Genomic DNA, 20,871 nt, shown 5'->3' with positions numbered 1-20,871 from the left:
CGTTGCATTCATAGTGTCTGCTATTGGCACTGAGCCGCCCATCAAACTAAACTCTGTGCCATACTACGGCACAGAGCAAACATCTTCACGCAGACTTCAATCGTCTACCTACAGCAACTAATGACTACCCCGATATATCCTTTGCGGGCGCCCGACTTTACCGTACTCAATTTCCGCTTCAATTTTACGTTGGGCTAAACAATACTCTAAATAACGACGGGCGGTGGTGCGACTTAATTTTATGGTTTCTGCAATTGTCTCTGCCGTATATTCCGCATCGGGTACTGCAAATAACGCGAGCACCTTATCAAGCGTAATCGCATCAATCCCCGTCGGTAACTCTTCTTTACTCTCACCGCGGGCATAGGTATTAAACATGTCATCAATCTGGCTTTGATTGGTTTTATTGGCGCCCTGCAAAACCGCTTTACGCTGAATATAGCGATCTAACGTTTGCCCTAAACGCTCATAGGCTATCGGCTTAACCAAATAATCAAACACACCGAGGCGAATCGCCTCAGAGACTGTCTCCATATCACTGGCGGCGGTGGTGAACACAATATCTGCACTATTGCGTTCCTGAAGCAGTTCATGAACTAAATCAATCCCTTTCCCGTCAGGTAAATAGTTATCCAACAAAATCAAGTCAGGCTTCATGTACTCAATCATTTTTCTTGCTTCTGCAAGATTGCCCGCAAGCCAGACTTTGTCACAAGCAGGATAAGCTTTAATGTACTCCGCGTGCATCTCTGCAAGGAGCAGTTCATCTTCGACAATGAGGATTTTTATCTTAGCCATTTTGCGTCTTCACTTTCGGTATAAAAATAGAGAATACAGTACCATACGGTTGATTATCTTCAATGATCACCGCCCCATTACATCGATTAACATAGGAAGCCACCAAAAATAGCCCTATCCCATGCCCATCGACAGCATCCGTTTTTGTTGTTGTTCCGCGTTCAAACCATTTATCTTGCAGCTCAAGAGGAAAACCACATCCTTGATCAGCAACTTCAATCACAATCTCATTATTTTCATCTGAGATATACAATTCTACCTGTTTATTACCCGCTTCGTTCTTTAAGCTGGCTTCGAAGGCATTATCTAATAAATTACCTAATACAGCACAGAGTTCCGTGCTATTTAATGAATTAGGTACTTCACGGAGTTGGCAACCCGGCACAAAAATAAGCTGCAACCCCATTTCTCGCGCACGGTGATATTTACCAAATAACAACCCAGCCACTTGTTTATCTGCAAATTGTTCGCGCAGGGAATCTATTAATTGTTGCCGAGATTCCGACTCCCCCTTAATTAACGCTAAGGCTTGGTCATACTCTTTCATTTGCAGCAAACCACTTAACGTGGAGATCCAATTTAAATGTTCGTGGCGCAATGTGCGCAAATTATCCACATATTGGCGAACTTGAGAAAGCTGCGCATTTAAGGATTCAATATCATTTTGGCTACGGAAGCTGATCACCGCTCCCGCCAGCAACTCACCATCCATAATAGCAACTCGGCTAGCTATCACATTCAACCCATTGAATTCGCAAACTATGTCATGATGGTTTTTCGCGATTTCTTTCGTGAAAAAGCCTGCGGGAGAAACATAATCAGAAATCGGTTTACCGATTAACTGTTTTGCCGACTCACTCAGCGCTAACATTTTTCTGGCATTATGGTTGATATTGATAATTTTCCCATAACGGTCAACAGCAATAATGCCTTCAAACACCGCATCAAAAATCCCCTTTTGTACCAACACTAATTGGGTTATTTCTTCGGGTTCCATGCCGAGCATTTGCCGTTGAATTAATCGGGCGAATGCCCAAGAGAGAAATAGCAAAATCACCAACACCCCTAAAAATGTTGCTGACGTTTGCACAAATACCTCAGCTAATGAAGTATCTATTTTGGTGGTGAGATAACCGATGGAAACAACGCCAATGACTTTGCCGTTCTCATCAAAGATAGGTGTTTTTGCACGTACTGCATTCCCCATGGAGCCTTCGCCTTTAATAAAATAGCTTTCACCATTTTCTAGCGCCCCTGGTTTATTCCATTGCATTGGGTAGCCAATCTTTTCACTATTCGGATGATATAAACGAACGGAATGTTCATCGCCAATAACGACATAGTCATAACTGGAATCTTGATTGAGCTTATCGGCAATAATTTTTAGCTTAGGAATATCTTTATCTTTTACAGTACTGACGATGCCATCCAATGAAGCGATCATTTTGGCTTGGCTCATGGCAAGTACGCGAATGTTCGCCATCATGCGGTTTTCTGTGGTATCCGTAAAATATTTGCCTAATCCAAACGTCAATAACACTGAAGCCAGTAACAATAGAAGAAAGACTCTTCCAGAGAATGAAAAAATATTCCCTTTTTTAAATGGGATCTGTGAAAACTCTGTTTTCATCTCGTCTCTCTATAACTCGCTAAAAAGTAAAATTATTGTTACACGCTAAAATACCAATAATGAAGATAAAAGATAACGTAGTCCGCTTAGTAATGCACATAATATTAATTAAACACATTAAAACCACTGAGTAAAGTTCATAACTCTTAATTAAAAACATTAAAACCATTAAACAAATACAAACTCATTTTAGAAACATGAAATAGGTCAAATATATTATATGCAGGGTATTTAATATGAATATTGAAAAGGATAATTAAATAAAAATTGAGAACTTAGGTAATTAACGGCAAGCCAAAAATATTTATTTAATTAACTTTAACATTAGCAACATTTTTAATACATCTCTAAATGAGATGCAGGATACCATTATGTTCGACAACATAACGTTTAACCAAGTAAAACGTCATGAGAACAGAAAACTCAATGATATCACTCAATTTTTAAAAGAGAATGATTTAGACATTGATGCCAGCGTTGACGTCTTTATTACGATCACACGTAACGAAAAGTTAATTGCCTGTGGTGGTCTCGCGAAGAATGTCATTAAATGCGTTGCTATTAGCGATGAAGTTCGTGGTGAAGGTTTAGCCTTAAAATTAGCGACTGAATTGGTGAACCTCGCTTATGAAAATAATACCACGCACCTATTTATCTATACCAAATACCAAAATGAAGAGCTATTTCATCAGTGCGGATTTCATACTATCGCCACTGTACCCAATGTGATGGTTTTAATGGAAAATAGCTGCTGCTATTTAAATCGCTATATTAAAAGTTTAAAAGCTCAATATAAAGCGGGGAAAAAAATTGGTGCTATCGTGATGAATGCCAACCCATTCACATTGGGGCATCGTTACTTAATTGAGCAAGCCTCAAAAAATTGTGATTGGCTACATTTATTTGTCGTCAAAGAAGATACCTCCCGTTTTCCGTATAAAGTTCGCCTGAAATTAATTGAAGAAGGTACAAAAGGAATTAATAACCTCACCATTCATAAAGGTTCGGAATATATTATTTCACGGGCTACATTCCCTTGTTATTTTATTAAAGACATTACTGTCGCCAACAACTGTTATACAGAAATCGACATTAAGATTTTTCGCCAATATATTGCTCCGGCGCTGGGAATTACCCATCGTTTCGTCGGCTCAGAGCCATTTTGCCAAGTCACTAACCAATATAACCAAGACATGCGCTACTGGTTGGAAACCGATGAAATGCCATTCCCACCCATTGAACTGGTCGAATTCCCGCGGACAGTGATCGACGGCACGGCGGTTTCCGCCTCGCAAGTTCGAAAACTGCTCGCTAAAAAAGATCTTGCGGCGATCAAGCCGATTGTGCCCCCTGCTACGTATCACTATTTACAAGAGATGCTAGCAGCGCAGACTCCGTCGCCTACTCCCGCACTACAAGCTTGAATTAGTTATAGGTGAAATATGAAGATACTACACGCAGCAGTTGCCGGCACACTCGAATCCAGTGATGTCATGGTACGAATCGAGCCTCTTGAAGACACTCTCGAGGTCTCATTGCAGATCACCAGCAGTGTTGAAAAACAATTTGGTGATGCCATCAATGCCATCGTGCTTGAAATGATTGAAAAATACGATATTCAAGGCGCTGAAATTGTGGTGGATGACAAAGGTGCATTGGAGTGCGTTCTACGCGCTCGCCTCGAAGCCTTACTGGCTCGCGCCTGTGATCTCGATGCTCTGCCATGGGAGGATAAATAATGACACCGGAAAGAAAAAGCCGCACTCGCAGAAGTATGCTGTTCGTCCCAGGCTCCAACGCAGCGATGCTCAGTAACTCCTTTATTTATAAAGCTGATGCCCTGATGTTTGACCTCGAAGACTCTGTCACCATTCGAGAAAAAGACACGGCGCGTCGTTTGGTGTATCACACACTGCAACACCCGTTATATCAAGATATTGAAACTATCGTGCGCGTTAACGCCCTCGATTCTGCTTATGGAGTTGCTGACCTTGAAGCCGTCGTTCGCGGTGGCGCCGACATTGTGCGCTTACCGAAAACCGATACCGCACAAGATATTATTGATATTGAAAACGAAATTCTACGCATTGAAAAAAGCTGTGGGCGCGAAGAAGGTAGCACCGGGTTACTTGCGGCTATCGAATCCCCGATGGGGATCACCCAAGTCGTAAATATTGCTCACGCATCTCCAAGATTAATAGGCATCGCATTAGGTGCCGAGGACTATGTCCGCAATTTGCGCACCGAGCGGTCTCCAGAAGGCATTGAACTCCTCTATGCTCGGTGCGCCATTTTACAAGCTGCGCGTTCTGCCGGTATTCAAGCCTTTGATACCGTCTACTCTGACGCCAACAATGAAGAAGGCTTCCTCAAAGAAGCCGCTCTCATTAAGCAGCTTGGTTTTGATGGCAAATCATTAATTAACCCACGACAAATTGAGTTACTGCATAACTTGTATGCCCCAACCCAAAAAGAAGTCGACCATGCGCAGCGTGTGGTAGATGCCGCTGATGCCGCAGAGCGAGAAGGCAAAGGCGTCGTTTCCCTCAACGGTAAAATGGTAGACAGCCCTGTAATTGAAAGAGCCCGCTTAGTGTTATCACGCGCGGCATTATCAGGCATTCGGGAAGAGTGAGGCAGAATATTATGACAACCAATACATTGCGTCAGGCTCGCGTATCAGCCTACTTAGCACCTAAAGACGATGCATTACTGCGTGAATTCAAAGATATCGGTAAAGTTCAGCAGCAAGTACAAAAACCACGCAACCGCAAACTGTGTGATGACCTGCAAGTGGCTATCCGCCGTTCAGGATTAAAAGATGGCATGACCATCTCTTTCCACCACGCTTTCCGTGGCGGTGACTTAACCATCAATATGGTGATGCAAGTGATTGCCGAAATGGGCTTTCGCAACCTCACCTTGGCATCCAGTTCACTCAGCGCTTGCCACTCGCCACTGGTTGAACATATTCGCCATGGCGTCGTCACTAAGATTTACACCTCTGGCTTACGTGGCCCATTAGCCGAAGCGATTTCTCGCGGCGAATTAGCGGAACCTGTACAAGTTCACTCCCATGGTGGACGTGCCAACCTTGTTCACAGCGGCGAATTAAAAATCGACGTGGCATTTATCGGCGTTCCGTCTTGCGACGAATACGGTAATGCGAACGGATACACGGGTAACGCGAGCTGCGGTTCACTCGGTTATGCCAAAATCGACGCGGAAAATGCCAAAAAAGTGGTCATGTTGACCGAAGAGTTTCTGCCTTACCCACATAACCCATCGAGCATTAAGCAAGATGAAGTGGACTACATTGTCAAAGTCAAACGTGTGGGGGATGCCGACAAAATTGGTGCCGATGCCACTCGCATGACCTCCAACCCGCGTGAGTTATTGATCGCACGTACCGCCGCTGATGTGATTGAAAAATCAGGCTTCTTCAAAGAAGGATTTTCACTGCAAACCGGTACTGGCGGGGCGTCACTGGCAGTCACTCGCTTCCTTGAGGATAAAATGCGCCGTCATCATATTCATGCAGGCTTCGCGTTAGGTGGGATCACCTCCACCATCGTAGACCTTCATGAAAAAGGCTTAATTAAGAAGTTACTCGATGTGCAAAGCTTTGACCGTGCAGCGGCAGAATCGCTCGCACGTAATCCAAATCACATTGAAATCAGTGCCAACCAATATGCTTGCTTTGATTCTAAAGGCGCCTCGGTGGATATGCTCGATGTGGTGGTGCTCAGTGCCTTAGAGATTGATACTCGCTTTAATGTCAACGTGTTAACCGGCTCCGATGGGGTTATTCGTGGCGCATCCGGTGGGCATAGTGACACGGCGGTGGCGGCAAAACTGTCTATCATCGTCGCGCCGTTAGTACGCGGTCGTATCCCAACGTTGGTGGACGATGTACTGACTTGCGTTACACCGGGTTCTAGCGTCGATATTTTGGTGACTGACCATGGTATTGCCGTTAACCCAGCACGCCCTGAGCTGAAGCAACAGCTGGAAAGCCAAGGCATCAAAACCGTTTCTATTCAATGGTTACGTGAACGCGCCCAATTATTAACGGGCACACCAAACCCTATCGAATTTACCGATAAAGTGGTGGCCGTGGTGCGTTATCGTGACGGTTCTGTAATTGATGTTGTCCATCAAGTGAAGGAATAGAACATGTTTTACCCACTGCCTGATACCCAAGAGCAATTTGACATTTCCTTACCTGACTTGCTGGCGAGCCGTGATGCCCGTCAGGCTCGTCAGCAAGAGTGGATTGGTCTCCATCAGGTAACCTTGATTTCATTTACTGTCGTTTTTCCGGGACCGGTTAAAGACAATCAACTGGTCAGAGACATTTTTAATCAAGGCTTAAATGCGCTTAAGCAAGTTGCTTCATGCAGGCAGTGGGTACTTTTATCACAACAATCATTCCCTTTCGTTACCGGACCGGAATGTTTAGTCGCCGTCAATGCCGATGCCCTTGAGGTCAAAAAAGCCTTAATGGAAGCGGAAGAATTATCCCCCGTCGGCCGACTTTGGGACTTTGATGTTTTTGATGCAAATGGCGTTTTATATTCTCGCAGCCAATTCAATTTACCGACTAGACGCTGCTTGATTTGTGACAATGAAGCCAAGGTGTGCGCGCGCCAACGCAGCCATTCCCTTGAAGAGATTTTGCGCCGTATCGAGGAGTTAGCCTATGCTCCAGCAAAAAATTAGCCAAGAACGTACGTTAAATGATGACGTGGTGAATCACTACAGCCAATTGGCTTGGCAAGCGATGCTTGCGGAAGTGAATTTAACCCCTAAACCGGGTTTAGTGGATAAATGCAACACTGGCGCCCATAAAGATATGGCACTGACCGATTTTCATTTAAGTGCCAATGCGATTGCAAAATTCTTTCCGCTATTTTTGCATGCAGGTTATGAACATTATCAATTACCGATTAACCAGCTACTTCGCCAAATTCGCGGTATCGGTATCGATTGTGAAAAAGCGATGTTTCGTGCCACCCAAGGTGTAAACACCCACAAAGGCTCAATTTTTTCATTAGGTTTAGTGCTCACTGCGGTGGGGCGTTTATTCGGGTTACAGCAACGAGTTACGCCCAGCGCAATTAGCCAAGTCGTTTCTGGCATGTGCCAAGGATTAACCGCTGAGCTGCAACAGCCCGCAGAACACCCAACAGCAGGACAACGTTTATTCCAAGAGTATGGATTCACCGGCGCCCGAGGGGAAGCAGAGCAAGGTTATCAATTAGTGATTGCCCATGCACTGCCCCATTACTTGAAACAGCTGGCAGAGGGTAAACAGGCTGATATCGCCCTACTCGATACGCTGATTTTTCTGATGAGCCTCAATGACGATACCAACATCGCCAATCGCGGTGGCATGGCGGGACTTCAGTGGGTAAAACAGCAAGCAACTAGCTTGTTGCAGCAAGGAATTCAAGACGAACAGGATTTAAGCAAAGTTCAACAATTTGACTTGCAGTGTATTGAAAAGAATTTAAGCCCCGGAGGCAGCGCAGATTTATTAATTCTAACGTGGTTTTTTGCGCGATTACCTGCGAATGCTTATTTAGCTTCATAAATAAAAGCAATTTAAATATTCATTAACAAAGGAACAAACATCACAAAATTGATTAATTAAAACCAGAGAAAATAATTTTTAAATAAAAACTGATTTTGCTTTTCAATCATTAATAACATTTCTGTTAATAAGCGTTAACCAATAGTTTTATTAAAAAATAACACTATTCAAGATACCGCTATATCCAGAAATAGGTTTCCACACATTTTAGATATTCGTTTTATGTGATTTAAGAAATTTAAAGTTTATATTCTTGAAGGATTAGCCTATGCAAAAAGATAAAATATGGAAGCTATTAGTTTTAATAGCCATTCCAATAATCATTGCCTTAATACCGACGCCTGCCGGGCTACCGAGTATTGCATGGCTGTTATTTGGTTTATACCTTGCCGCCATTGTGGGGCTGGTATTAAAACCTTATTCCGAGCCTGTGATCTTGTTAGCCACGATTGCTGCCAGTGCAGTGATCATCGGTGTAACAGGCACTAAAGACGTCAAAGTTGGCGAAGTTCTAAGTGGTTACTCATCCGGTACAACATGGTTAGTTTTCGCCGCGTTCACCTTGAGTGCCGCGTTCGTCATAACCGGTTTGGGTAAGCGCCTCTCCTATATTCTTATTGGAAAATTAGGTGGCACCACTCTTGGACTGGGTTATGTCACCGCTATCCTTGACTTGATTATCGCCCCAGCAACGCCGTCTAATACCGCGCGTGCTGGTGGGATTGTCTTCCCTATCATCAACAGTGTGGCGGTTGCATTAGGATCTGATCCTGAAAAAAGCCCCCGTAAAGCGGGTCACTATTTGCTGGTAAACGTGTATATGGTGACCAAAACCACCAGCTATATGTTCTTAACGGCAATGGCACCAAACGCGCTAGCATTAGCGATGATGACCGACATTATGGGTATCCATTTAAGTTGGGGTGGTTGGGCATTAGCCGCTGCCGTGCCGGGCTTAATCATGTTGATCCTGACTCCGCTAATTATCTACAAACTGTATCCACCTGAATTGAAAAAGGTGAATAACAAAGAGATCGCTGCAAAAGGGTTAGCGGATTTAGGCCCGATGACCGTGCGTGAAAAACTGCTCAGCATTATCTTTGTACTGGCGTTATCCGGCTGGATATTTGCAGATAAAATCGGTGTCAGTGCTTCAAGTGTCGCCATTGCAGTCATGGCATTAACACTGATCCTCGGTGTCGTCACTTGGGATGATGTGCTGAAGAACAAAGGTGGCTGGAACACTCTGATTTGGTACGGTGGTATTATCGGTATGTCCGGCGTGCTCACCAAAGCAGGCTTCTTCAAATGGTTAGCCGATGTGATGAGCGAACACCTCTCCTTCGGTGACCAAGCGATGTTAGCGTTCTTTGTCATCATGTTTATCAGTGTCGCGATTCGCTACCTGTTCGCCTCTGGTGGTGCCTATGTGGCGGCGATGGTTCCTGTTTTCGCCACCGTTGGTATGGTTGCAGGTGCACCGCCGATGCTGTTAGCACTGGGTCTACTGTTCTCTAACGCTTACGGCGGCAGCTTAACCCATTACGGAGGCGCGGCAGCCCCAATCGTCTTCGGTGCAGGCTATAACGATATTCGTTCTTGGTGGATCATTGGTGGGATTATCGCGTTCCTCAGCCTATTAGTTCATATGACTATTGGTTTAGGTTGGTGGGAAATTCTTATCAATATGGGTTTAATCTAATCGCCCTTACCCCATAAAAAGATGGAGAGCAATATAACGCACTCCATTTTTCTTACGGTAAGGCGTTCAAAAAGGACGCGTGATGAAACAAATTCCTTGTACATTAATGCGCGGAGGCACATCAAAAGGTGTCTTTCTCCTCGCGAATGATCTCCCGACCGACATTCAACAACGTGATGAACTGATCTTAGCGATTATGGGCTCCGGTCATCCTTTACAAATCGATGGTATTGGTGGAGGTAGCCCGCAAACCAGTAAAGTGGCTATTATTAGCCCATCGACACACCCAGATGCGGATGTTGACTACCTTTTTGCACAAGTCGCCATTACTGAGCGCATCGTCGATACTGCCCCTAACTGCGGTAATATTCTGTGTGCGGTCGGGTCATTCTCGTTAGAAAAAGGGTTAGTACCTATCACCGGAGATGTGACCACCGTCAGGGTGCGTAACGTCAACACCAATACCTTTATCAACGCCACCATTCAAACCCCTAATGGGCAAGTGGAATATAACGGTAATGCAACTATTGCGGGTGTTCCCGGTCAGGCTGCCCCTGTTGGTTTAACTTTTCTTAATGCCAGTGGAACCAAAACAGGGAAATTGTTCCCTACCGGAAATGTGGTCGATATCATTGATGGTGTTGAAGTCTCTTGCCTCGATATGGCAACGCCCGTGGTACTTCTCGATGCCCCACAACTTAATAAAACGGGATATGAAACGGCGGAGCAACTTGAAGGCGATAGCGAGTTTATGCAAAAACTGGAGCACATTCGTCTACAAGCTGGTGCCATGATGGGGTTAGGGGATGTGAGCAAAAAAGTGATCCCAAAACCCATTCTCGTCTCCCCTGCTATTGATGGTGGCACCATCAATGTGCGCTACTTTATGCCCCATAAATGCCATGGCGCATTAGCGGTAACGGGTGCAATTGCTATTGCCACCGGCTGCGTGATTTCAGGTACCGTTATCGAGCGTTATCTGCAAGGTGATGTGGATATGCAGAAGATTGCCATTGAACATCTCAGTGGTCAATTTGAGGTAGCACTAAGTAACCCAACGGATAAACCGGAAGGCATTCAAGCTTCGATTATTCGTACTGCTAGAAAATTATTTGAAGGGAAGGTTTTTGTGCCTTGATGGCGAACTGATTGTCCTGCCTCTTTGACAGAGGCAGGATGATAAAACTTACTTCACCAGCTCACTCAAAAATTCACCATTGATAAAATAGGAAACTTGATGAGCTTCATCAGGGGTCGGTATTTCCAGTTTCCCCGCCATTCTTTCCATCACATTTTCCGGTACCGCATATTTGCGCTGGCGATTTTGCTGCTGCCACTGCTTATACGGCACTTCCAGATAAATCAAATGCACCTTAGCTTGGTAGCGGGCAAATAGGCTGATCATGCTTTCACGCAGTGAGGCACTTAGCGATGTCGCATTCCAGATGAAATCTTGTTTACTACGCAAATAGACTTTCGCCTGCTCTTTCGCTTGCTGCGCGACCCAACCTTGGGCATTTTTATCCGCTGGGCTGATTTTATGCATTCGGCGAATTTCATCCAAACATACCATCGGCGTTTGCGGGTAATGCCGTTGAATAAAATGGTCTTTCCCCATTCCCGGCAAGCCACACAGCATAATCACTTCGCTACCGTCTTCATCAAACGGTTGATAATCCGGTGTGCCGCGTTGAGTGTGGAAATAGTGAAAACGCCCCGCCAATGAGGCGAAAGCTTTCGGCTGATCCCAACAATCATGTTCACGGCAAAACAGTTCAAATAGCTCGATGCGCGCTAATAAGTCCGCTTTGTCTTCGCATTCACGCCCGATAGCATCTGCTTTCGCTAACATACACAGCAAGGACATTTCGACCCGTAATGAGGCGGCGTATAAGGCTCGCTCTGAGTCCGGCTTATCCATCAACCATAACGGTAAGCCGTGAAAGCGCACTAATGCGGCAATTTGTTCGCGGATAGCAAATGGAGTTTCCACTTCACGAAACAGAATGTTGCGAGCGGATAACTCGCCTTTTTTTGCATGCCCCGGTGAGCGAATACGCCCCTCTTCTTCTCGAGTGGTGCTGCGTTTTTCCACATCATGCAAGAGCGCCGCTGTCCAGACAATCTGCTGCTGCGCTTCGGGCAATTGCTGATATTCCGGTAACGCCTCCAGCGCCGCTAATACCATTTGGGTATGAATGGCCACATCCCCTTCCGCATGGTGCAGCGCATCTTGGGGAACGCCGTGCATATCACGCACAAATTCAAACTGATCAGCAAGTTGCAACCATTCACGCTGTTTTGTCAGTTGCCAACTCATTGGTCACCTCCTTGCATCTCAAACGCTAATTTCGCACGCTGCCAATTTCGCTTCCAGTGGATATCGGTTTTGACATGGTTTTTGCGCACATATTTAAAAACGTGCTGCATAAAATCATCCACGGCAAAACCTTGGCGATTGCGCGTTACAATGCCTTCCATGCTGCACGGTTTTCCGGTGTGGGTATCTCGTGCAATAAATTGGCTATCTTCCCCTGCCGCAGCGATTAATCCGCTGCTGTATTGCTGGGCTGTGAGGGTTTTGTCAATAGCCAAATGAAGCTCTGGTACGGTCGGAAAATCAAACAGTGAGGCGTAAAACTTCACTTCATCCCAACTGAGCCAATAATCCCCTTGTCGCACCGCGAACACGTAAAAATAATCTTCGATATGTTGATATTCGATGGAGTGCACGGCATACAGATTTTCGCCAAACAATTCGATATCACCCAGATCGTCTTTAATTAATTGCCAACGTTGACGGATTTGCTGCGACCATGCCGACTGAGTCGGAGCGCCATGGGAACGAGCAAATACGCCGTGACGATTCAGGCAATTATTTTCACCATCGAGTTTTTCAGTATGAACCAGTTGTTCAATATTTTGGATGTGCGCCCACCAATCGCTATTAATACGATCGTCGCTGGTGGTGCCAGGTGAGAACGGATAGTGATACGTTCTACCATACTTCCTTGATTGCATATTCATTATGCTTTCTCTACAGAAATAACAAAACACAACAAATCTTGTGCAAGATTTGCCTCTGCGATAATTGAGAAATCAAGTGTCGGTATTACATATCTAGTCCGCGAGACGGCCTCATTTTGGGTGTTTTATCAGAAAAACAGCAAGAAATAACTTAGTTGAGGGGATTCTAAACGAACTAATTAGGTAAAAGCCAGTAACATATTCCTAATTATGCTCGTATTAACCCACATCACTCAATTGAGATTCATCCAATGGGTATTTCACAACCACTTTATTGCGGTATAAACAGCGGTCGCTGAGCGTAAGTGGCTCTTGCCCTTTGGTGGTGATTTGCTGCCAAATTTCATTATGGCGATAAATTACGCCGCCTTCTCGAACAAACTTATGGTTCTGTTGGTAAATATGGTATTTATTTTTACGGGGTTCTGAGCACAATAGCTCCCCTTCAATTTGATGTTCGCCAATTTTAAACACTAACTGAAATGTTGCTTGGGTTGGGTTATACAGTACAAGGTCGATATAGTTATAGAAGATAGCGGCACCCGACCCAAATGGCAGTACTCGCCCTTCATCAGGAAATGGGTCAAAACTGTGGTTGGCTCGCTCTACTACTTGCAATGGAGAATGCAGTACCATCCAGTGGATTAAATTACTGAGCTGGCAAATTCCTCCGCCAATCCCGCTTCGAGCTTCTCCGTAAGAAAGTTCCATACCCTCCACAAATCCACGTTTGGCTGTGGGTTTTCCCACAAGGCGGCAAAACGAGAAGTATTCCCCCGGCGCGATAGTGACGCCATTCATCGTTTCAATCGCAATTCCTAGGTTTATCACTTTGTTATGTTGTAGCCGAAGGTCTGATTGACCCAGCTTGCGGATCAGCCGTGATGTGTGTTTATGGTAACGGTATTCTAGCGGTTGCTCCGCTAAATTGCGGGTATATTTGCGCCCTGAAAATGCCCAATGCCAGCGTCTAAGTAGACGTTTTTGATTCACGCGCAGCCAATACAAAATAGGATGATAGGAAGAAAGTGGTCTGCGCATGTCGAGCCTTATAGGTTTCAGATAATAAAGGTATCTTCACATAATTCCCTCATCATCAATATAGTCACTGTCCGATAATTAATGTTCCACTTAGCAACTATTTTCTCCCACTGTTTTCTGTTTATTTTCCCTATCTTCTATCTTTCCAGATTCCAGATTCCAGATTTTAGGTTTTTCCTTAGTTTCCCCAAACATTGGCTCTATGGATTTTGTGCCGTAACTAGGCGGCAAAAAAGAAAAACCCTAGGAGCATACATAAGTATGTGACTAGGGTTAGTAAGCGAAGCCAACACCGCTACAGCGCAAAAGACAACGAGCAATTCAACTTCTAAACATTGGCTCTATGGATTTTGTGCTGTAGCAAGGCGGCAAGTGCAGCTAATCCCTAGGAGCATACATAAGTATGTGACTAGGGGTAGCAAGCGCAGCCAACACCGCTACAGCGCAAAAGACGACGAGCAGATCAATAGAGACCTAAAACCCCCCCGACGGCTAGCGTGAAAAAGCTAAATAACCAAATCCACCCGAACGAATACCGCAAATGACGCCCCATATCAATCCCCGCCAGCCCCATCGCCAGCCACGCTGCCGGTGAGAACGGGCTCACAAACGTACCAGCATTATTCCCAATCGCCATGGCGTACACCACCGCTGAAGGATCAACCCCTGCCGTCGCGGCAATCTGCTGAATAATCGGCAACAATGCAAAATAGTAAGCGTCAGTGCTGGTGAAAATATCCATAGGTACGCCGAGGATACCCACAAAAATATGAATTTTTGATACCCATTCCGTTGGCAGAATTGATGTCAGATCCATCGCAATGGATTTCAACATTCCACCGTCGGATAAAATACCTAAAAACGCGCCCGCAGCAAGAATAATTGCCACCATGCCTAATGCCTGTGGGGCGTGCAGGGAAACTACTTTCATCTGCTCTCTTGGATTTGGATAGTTAATTAATAACGCTAAAGAAAGCGCAATCATAAACACATATGGTGCTGAAAGTAGCCCGAATGCTAAACAGATAATCGCCCCGACAATCAATCCACCATTGATTAATGGCTTTTTAGGTTTATGGATAGTATCAACCACATCTGCGATTTGCTCACTCTCACCTAACAGTGAATCCATCTGATACGGTGTAGTGCCATTTAATGAGGCCGCAGCAATACGGCGCTTTTCACGCATTCCCATAATGATGGCAAATACCACAGCGCCACCCATACCAATCAATTGTACGGGAATTAAGCCTTGCCATAGTGTAGAGGCATCAATGCCTGTTACCGCTGACGCACGACCTAGTGGCCCGCCCCACGGCACCATATTCATGATCCCCATACTTGCGCACATCAGCAGCAACATAAGGTATGGGCTCATACCTAATTGTCGATATAGCGGTAATAATGCCGGAATAATGATTAAAAACGTTGCAGCGCCGGAGCCATCTAAGTGCACCACCCCCGCTATCAACGTGGTCATAATACAAACGATAATCACATTACCACGGGTCATTTTGACCATCATGCGGATCAGTGGGTCAAAAATATGTAAGTCCTTCATCATGCTGAAGAACAAAATGGCAAACAAAAACATTGCTGCCACTTTTGCTACTTTATTAATGCCGCTTTCGAAGAAGACCGAGATTTCACCAACAGAATATCCCGCTAGCAGTGCACCAATAAAAGGAATACAAGACATTGCAATAATTGGGCTAGCTTTACCCATCATCAGTAAAGTGACGATTGTCACGATGATTAAAATACCAATAATTGTTAACACATTGACCTTCCTTTTTAGAATTATATTTTCACAGGCTAATACACGTTGTTGAAAATAAAGCAGCTACACTTTTACAGTTGTAATTTTATTTTCATCTCCATGGCTCTTTTTACATAAAACTAATATTACTCATGGTTAATCATTGCTTATATAAAGCCCCTATATAGGTTGCAAGATGAAAATTATTTTTTTGCGGCGGCAATATTGATTTCAAGGTAAATAAAATCATTGAATAGAATAGAAACTCAGAGTGAAAACCTATTAGCACCATAAAAACCATAAAACCGAATTAAGTTTATCTCTCTTGATTTATCATGGAGTTAACAAAGAGAGATACACTAATCGAGTATTTATCATGATTTGAAATGGCACATTGCTATATATCTATATTCTATCCCTCGTATTTTTATTCATAATAAAAAATAGCAAGCAGAGATTTATACTTTTTATTCTTTTCCTCAAAATTATCTTCGCGTTATTGCTTTTTCAGCTTGCTTATAACGAAAAATTTTTTTGAATACCTAAATTTGCCGCTTTATCACAAGAATGCTCTTCCGTTTTTTGTATACTGTCAGAATTATCTTAAGTTTCGTTATAAGGAAAAAGGAATGAGTTACCTATTTTCACCGGCTAACTTAGGTCAAGTTCAGCTAACTAACCGCATTATTGTGCCACCTATGTGCCAATATTCCGCACATGAAGGTCTCATCAGTCCTTGGCATCAGGCTCATTATATGAACCTGGCCTTATCCGGCGCCTCCCTTGTGATTGTCGAAGCGAGTGCTGTAAACCCCGATGGGCGAATTACTTACCAAGATTTAGGTTTATGGAATGACGCTCAGATGCAGGCGTTTAAAACCTTGTTAACGAACATCAAGAGTTTTGCCAATGCAAAATTAGGGATTCAAATTGCCCATGCAGGCAGAAAAGCATCCTGCGCACTACCGTGGGAAGGTGGACAAAACTTAGCACCAGAAGATCAGTATGGTTGGCAAACTGTAGCGCCATCCGCCCTGCCTTTTGGTGACAGCTATCCACCGAAGGCTCTCACTGTGAATGAGATCCACGAAATCACCCAACAGTTTGTAGATTCCGCAAAACGCGCTGAGCAAGCGGGTTTTGATTTAATTGAAATTCATGCAGCTCATGGCTATTTACTGCATGAATTCCTATCTCCTATCGCCAATCAGCGACAAGATGAATATGGTGGCAGTTTTGCTAACCGTACTCGATTTTTAGTGGATGTATTTCGTAAAGTGCGTGCGGCAGTCAGTCCAAATATTGCTATCGGTATCCGTATTTCAGCGACAGATTGGGTCGCTGGAGGCTGGGATTTGACACAATCTATTGAACTCACAGAAGTGCTAGAAGAATTAGGGTGCGATTATATCCACGTTTCTTCCGGTGGATTGTCAGACAAGCAGCAGATCCCTGTTAGTCCAAATTACCAAGTGCCACTGGCACAAGCGATTCACGAACATACCGATATGCCAGTGATTGCTGTAGGACTGATCACCGAGCCTCATCAAGCAGAAGCGATTATTGCGACTGGGCAAGCTGACTTTATTGCGATTGGTCGCGGTATTTTATACGAACCGCGCTGGCCATGGCGTGCCGCCAGTGTTCTCAATGAACAAATTAATGTAGCACCACAATATTTACGCTGTGCTCCGCATCAATTTAAGCAGTTATTTAAATAAAGTAGCTTTAAATAAGCGTTGATTTAAAAACCAGTCCTAAAAACAGCAAAGCCACGGGATTTTTCATCACCGTGGCTTTATTTAACAATGACTAAAGCTATTCAATTAACGCGCGTTAGTCGCACACTCTTGAACAAATGAAATCATAGTTTGTTGGAATTCAGGCGCAGCAGCAGGTGATTTTTGCAGTTCGCTGTCTAAACGTTTAAATTCTTTTAAACCATATTTTTCAACAGTTTTATCGTAAGCGCAGCCACAGATTGCGCTAATAGCTTGTGCGGTTTCTGCATCAGATTCGCCTGCTGCTTTTACACAGTTGTTTACGAACTCAGAACGATACTCTGCAATCTCTTTTTTCTCGTCTGAACACGCTGACAACAATGCCATCATACCCGCCATACCCAATACTAATACTGTCTTTTTCATTTTTAACCTATTTATCTTTGTTTATATCGGATTACATTAAAACCCTACAACATGCCTTAGTATTAATCATAGCTGCTTTAAATTAAAAAAGCTTGTTTCCATTGAATATTTAATTGCCCTATTTATCTCAATGAATTCACTAATTTAAGATTTAAATTTTATGATTTTTCGCCCAGTAAAATATAATTTCACTCACAGTCTATAGAGGATAAAAAAGCCGGAAGATAATTCCGGCTTTTGATGAATAAGTATTTTTAGTTAATCTTCAATGGCATTACCAGTAACCCAGGAATTTCCACCAAATACTCCCTAAACTGATCCAAATAATTAAGTTAACCACACTCATCACAAAGCCTGCTTTCCACCATTCGCCCAGTGTGGCATAGCCCGAACCGAAGATAATCGGTGCTGTACCCGTGCCGTAGTGAGTTAATGACATCATTAAGGATGAGGAGAATGCTAAGGTTAAACCTAACAGCATTGGCGGTGCACCTAATGCGAGACCTGCCGCAAAGAAAGCCCCGAACATTGCAGTAATATGGGCGGTTGTACTGGCGAAGAAATAGTGGGAGTAAACATAGATAAGCACCAAAATTAAAGTACCCCAAACCCAACTAATTCCCATGCTATCAATGGAGCTTCCCACTGTGACAGACATCCACTTAATCAGACCTAATTTACCTAAGAAGCTTGCCATCATTACCAGTGCGGCAAACCAAACAACGGTATCCCATGCCCCTTTATTTTTCAGGACATCATCCCAGTTAATCACCCCAGTGCCCAATAATACGCTCAGACCAATAAAGGCTGCCGTCGTCGCATTCACGCTAAATGATGGGCCAAACAGCATTTCAGGAACCCCTGCCCACATCATTAATAACAGGATGAAAACCCCTAAAGTGATCATTTCTGGCAGTGAAATGGGTCCTAATTGTTGTAAACGCTCTTTGGCGAAATTAGGCGCATCCGGTGTAGAAGTAATTTCTGGCTTATACATGAAGTAAATAACCAGTGGCATTAAAATCAAAGAGACAATCGCCGGTACGAATGCCGCAATCGCCCACATTCCCCAAGTTAGCTCATTGCCTTTACCCGCTTCACTGACAATTAAGCTCACAATCAATGGGTTCGGTGCTGTTGCCGTAATAAACATCGCAGAGGTAATTGGGTTGATATTGTAGTTCACTAAAGAGAGGTAGCGCCCTATTTTCCCTGAAGTGCCGTCTTCCGCCTTAGATCCAAAACTGTCTGAAATCGAACGCATAATCGGGTGAATAATTCCCCCGCCTCGCGCGGTGTTACTTGGTGTCACCGGTGCAAGAATGGTTTCTGCAATAGCCAATGAGTATGCAATCCCAATGGTTTTTTTACCAAACAGAGAAATAACGTAATAACCAATACGCGCTCCCAGCCCCGTTTTATTCAAGCTCATGGAGACCATGATGGAAATACCAATCAGCCAAATCAGGTCATTGGAAAAACCACTTAATGCATCTGCAATCGCGCCTTTCGTCGATTCTGGATTAGTGACGCCTGTCGCGGCCACCAATGAAATAGCAACAATAGAAACACCACCAATTGGTAATGCTTTACCGATAATCGCGGCGATAGTTCCGACAAACAGGGCTAATAAATGCCATGCATTCGGATTAACACCTTCAGGAACAGGAATAGCAAACCAGATAATTAACGTAATCGCTACGGCGATTAAGGTGGGTATCGGTTTTAACGGAGTCAGTTTATTCATAAGGGTATCCATACAGTTTTTGAGATGGAATGACAGAGAAAGTGCAATATATGTTTTTTTATTCTCAGTTGATGTTAGCAAATAATCATTTGAAAATATTGATCGTTATCATTTGGTTACTGAGTTTCATATGAATTTCAAGCCATTATGTAACAAAATGTAATTGAAATTCACAAGCAGTCACACTCCCTTAAAGTGAGTTAAAAGTGGCTGCAAAATAAAAACGAGTAGCATTTATACGTAAAAACGTCACTAACTCTTCCATCGGATTAAAGCGATTAAATATTAAAATATTTCCCAAAACTCAATTAATATACAAAAATTCAATAATTATTGATATTTACCTATCTAAAACTTAATGCTGAATCGAATTACTCATAATTAATCAAGAATAGCAATAAAGCACCTTGTAAATAGATTTACTTTAGTTTATTAGAGCGAATAAAAATCAAACAGGCTAATTGATTAATGAAATTATTTAGCTCAAGCCTTAAGCTATTAGAGTAAATATATTGTTATCTCATGGGCAGCCAATTCATTACCCAATAAGATAATCGTTATAAGTAATAATCACCTCCACATTAATAACGTACTTCTCTATTTGTATCATTATGTGGCTACGTTTTCTTATGGGCAGCTAAGCTAGAATGAATCAGACTACTCATTTAAATAAGCCCTTTAAATAAAGGAGATTGAAATGACATTTGACGATAATCATTATAAGAGCCAACAACAACCTTGTATCGTTTTAAGCACAACTAATAGCCAAGAAAGCGCGATAAAAATTGCACAATACCTGTTGAATAACCACCTTGCTGCCTGTGTTTCATTATTACCAGAAATGAAATCAGTCTATTTGTGGAAAGGAAATGTGACGGAAGATAATGAAATTCTATTACTGATAAAAAGTACGATTGGTAATCAACAAGCGTTATTTGATGCTATCAAGGAAATTCATCCCTATGAAATCCCTGAATTAATTCGGTTAGACCCGAACCAAGTTGAAGATAATTATTTACAGTGGCTGGTTAATTCTGTCCGTTAATATTCATACTTGCCATATTATTTTCGGTTTATATTCCTTTTTCATATGGCAAATTATGATCATTTTTATTAGCTGGTCAGCTTTGGTAAATACAAAATTAGTGTTATATAAGTAGTCTCGCTTAATATTTATTTTCCTCCTTCGTTTGGAGGATTTTTTTGTCAGATTGACACCAATAGCGTTAAACTTCAGATTACACATCTAAATATGCACCTTTCAATTCAATACTCTACCCTTTATTAAATAAAAAGTATAAATCTGTTTTATATCTTATTTCGAATACTTGCCTTGCCCTATTCACTCCAAGCGTCATGGCTCATTTCCCTAACTTAATTGTGGATAAATAACACAAAGGGTGAGGACGTCCCCTCACCCATAA

The 20,871-nt window shown here is 43.2% G+C and carries 18 protein-coding genes; 10 read left to right on the top strand and 8 right to left on the bottom strand.

Translation table 11 applies throughout. From position 1 onward, the window contains the following. Positions 1-117: 117 nt before the first annotated feature. Positions 118-798, bottom strand: coding sequence for a two-component response regulator DpiA (gene dpiA, locus QS795_RS06550; RefSeq protein ID WP_154604121.1), 681 nt, complete (start codon positions 796-798; stop codon positions 118-120). Then, positions 791-2,428 (bottom strand): sensor histidine kinase DpiB, encoded by a 1,638-nt coding sequence (gene dpiB, locus QS795_RS06545; protein WP_286269368.1) that lies wholly within the window; start codon positions 2,426-2,428, stop codon positions 791-793. The genes dpiA and dpiB overlap by 8 nt, the downstream gene beginning before the upstream one ends. A 371-nt stretch (positions 2,429-2,799) precedes the next feature. Between dpiB and citC the strand changes: the two genes are divergently transcribed. The 8 genes from citC (at position 2,800) to QS795_RS06505 (ending at position 10,864) form a co-directional block, all read left to right on the top strand. After that, the gene (citC, locus tag QS795_RS06540) at positions 2,800-3,852 is read left to right on the top strand and encodes a [citrate (pro-3S)-lyase] ligase (RefSeq protein WP_181478437.1); all 1,053 of its coding nucleotides are present in this window, start codon (positions 2,800-2,802) and stop codon (positions 3,850-3,852) included. 18 nt (positions 3,853-3,870) lie between these two features. Then, a complete protein-coding gene (gene citD / locus QS795_RS06535; protein ID WP_036951301.1) occupies positions 3,871-4,167 on the top strand; it encodes a citrate lyase acyl carrier protein in 297 nt (98 codons plus the stop codon). After that, a complete protein-coding gene (gene citE / locus QS795_RS06530) occupies positions 4,167-5,063 on the top strand; it encodes a citrate (pro-3S)-lyase subunit beta (RefSeq protein ID WP_154604124.1) in 897 nt (298 codons plus the stop codon). Before citD ends, citE begins: the two co-directional genes overlap by 1 nt. 11 nt (positions 5,064-5,074) lie before the next feature. Continuing rightward, positions 5,075-6,601: a citrate lyase subunit alpha gene (citF, locus tag QS795_RS06525; protein ID WP_154604125.1), complete on the top strand. Its 1,527-nt coding sequence runs from the start codon at positions 5,075-5,077 to the stop codon at positions 6,599-6,601. Between the two features lie 3 nt (positions 6,602-6,604). Continuing rightward, positions 6,605-7,150: a citrate lyase holo-[acyl-carrier protein] synthase gene (citX, locus tag QS795_RS06520; RefSeq protein ID WP_181478433.1), complete on the top strand. Its 546-nt coding sequence runs from the start codon at positions 6,605-6,607 to the stop codon at positions 7,148-7,150. Next, entirely contained in the window at positions 7,131-8,024 is an 894-nt protein-coding gene (citG, locus tag QS795_RS06515; RefSeq protein WP_154639172.1) for a triphosphoribosyl-dephospho-CoA synthase CitG, read from the top strand. Before citX ends, citG begins: the two co-directional genes overlap by 20 nt. Positions 8,025-8,292: 268 nt before the next feature. Further along, the gene (locus QS795_RS06510; protein WP_036951311.1) at positions 8,293-9,726 is read left to right on the top strand and encodes an anion permease; all 1,434 of its coding nucleotides are present in this window, start codon (positions 8,293-8,295) and stop codon (positions 9,724-9,726) included. Between the two features lie 82 nt (positions 9,727-9,808). Further along, positions 9,809-10,864: a 4-oxalomesaconate tautomerase gene (locus tag QS795_RS06505; RefSeq protein WP_318627092.1), complete on the top strand. Its 1,056-nt coding sequence runs from the start codon at positions 9,809-9,811 to the stop codon at positions 10,862-10,864. 48 nt (positions 10,865-10,912) lie between these two features. Here the strand turns inward: QS795_RS06505 and QS795_RS06500 are convergent, their stop codons facing one another. The 4 genes from QS795_RS06500 to QS795_RS06485 form a co-directional block, all read right to left on the bottom strand. Continuing rightward, entirely contained in the window at positions 10,913-12,046 is a 1,134-nt protein-coding gene (locus tag QS795_RS06500; protein ID WP_286269362.1) for an AAA family ATPase, read from the bottom strand. After that, positions 12,043-12,753: an RNA ligase family protein gene (locus tag QS795_RS06495; protein ID WP_211885260.1), complete on the bottom strand. Its 711-nt coding sequence runs from the start codon at positions 12,751-12,753 to the stop codon at positions 12,043-12,045. The genes QS795_RS06500 and QS795_RS06495 overlap by 4 nt, the downstream gene beginning before the upstream one ends. 219 nt (positions 12,754-12,972) lie before the next feature. Further along, complete coding sequence (locus QS795_RS06490) at positions 12,973-13,794, bottom strand: VanW family protein (protein ID WP_286269361.1); 822 nt, start codon at positions 13,792-13,794, stop codon at positions 12,973-12,975. 463 nt (positions 13,795-14,257) lie between these two features. Next, the gene (locus tag QS795_RS06485) at positions 14,258-15,574 is read right to left on the bottom strand and encodes a CitMHS family transporter (protein WP_318627089.1); all 1,317 of its coding nucleotides are present in this window, start codon (positions 15,572-15,574) and stop codon (positions 14,258-14,260) included. 608 nt (positions 15,575-16,182) lie between these two features. Between QS795_RS06485 and QS795_RS06480 the strand changes: the two genes are divergently transcribed. Then, positions 16,183-17,274, top strand: coding sequence for an NADH:flavin oxidoreductase/NADH oxidase (locus tag QS795_RS06480; RefSeq protein WP_286269357.1), 1,092 nt, complete (start codon positions 16,183-16,185; stop codon positions 17,272-17,274). A gap of 105 nt (positions 17,275-17,379) precedes the next feature. Here the strand turns inward: QS795_RS06480 and QS795_RS06475 are convergent, their stop codons facing one another. Further along, positions 17,380-17,700 (bottom strand): hypothetical protein, encoded by a 321-nt coding sequence (locus tag QS795_RS06475; RefSeq protein WP_154604137.1) that lies wholly within the window; start codon positions 17,698-17,700, stop codon positions 17,380-17,382. Positions 17,701-17,974: 274 nt separating this feature from the next. Further along, positions 17,975-19,447: an anion permease gene (locus QS795_RS06470; RefSeq protein ID WP_036951333.1), complete on the bottom strand. Its 1,473-nt coding sequence runs from the start codon at positions 19,445-19,447 to the stop codon at positions 17,975-17,977. A gap of 697 nt (positions 19,448-20,144) precedes the next feature. Here QS795_RS06470 and cutA point away from each other — a divergent pair. After that, on the top strand, positions 20,145-20,492 hold the full coding sequence (gene cutA / locus QS795_RS06465) for a divalent-cation tolerance protein CutA (protein ID WP_154604139.1): 348 nt from the start codon (positions 20,145-20,147) through the stop codon (positions 20,490-20,492). Positions 20,493-20,871 lie beyond the last annotated feature (379 nt).

This window comes from Providencia zhijiangensis (genome assembly GCF_030315915.2).
GTDB classification, from domain to species: Bacteria; Pseudomonadota; Gammaproteobacteria; order Enterobacterales; family Enterobacteriaceae; genus Providencia; species Providencia zhijiangensis.
Note: the sequence above shows the minus strand (reverse complement) of the source record. Positions and strands in the feature narration are given on the sequence as shown.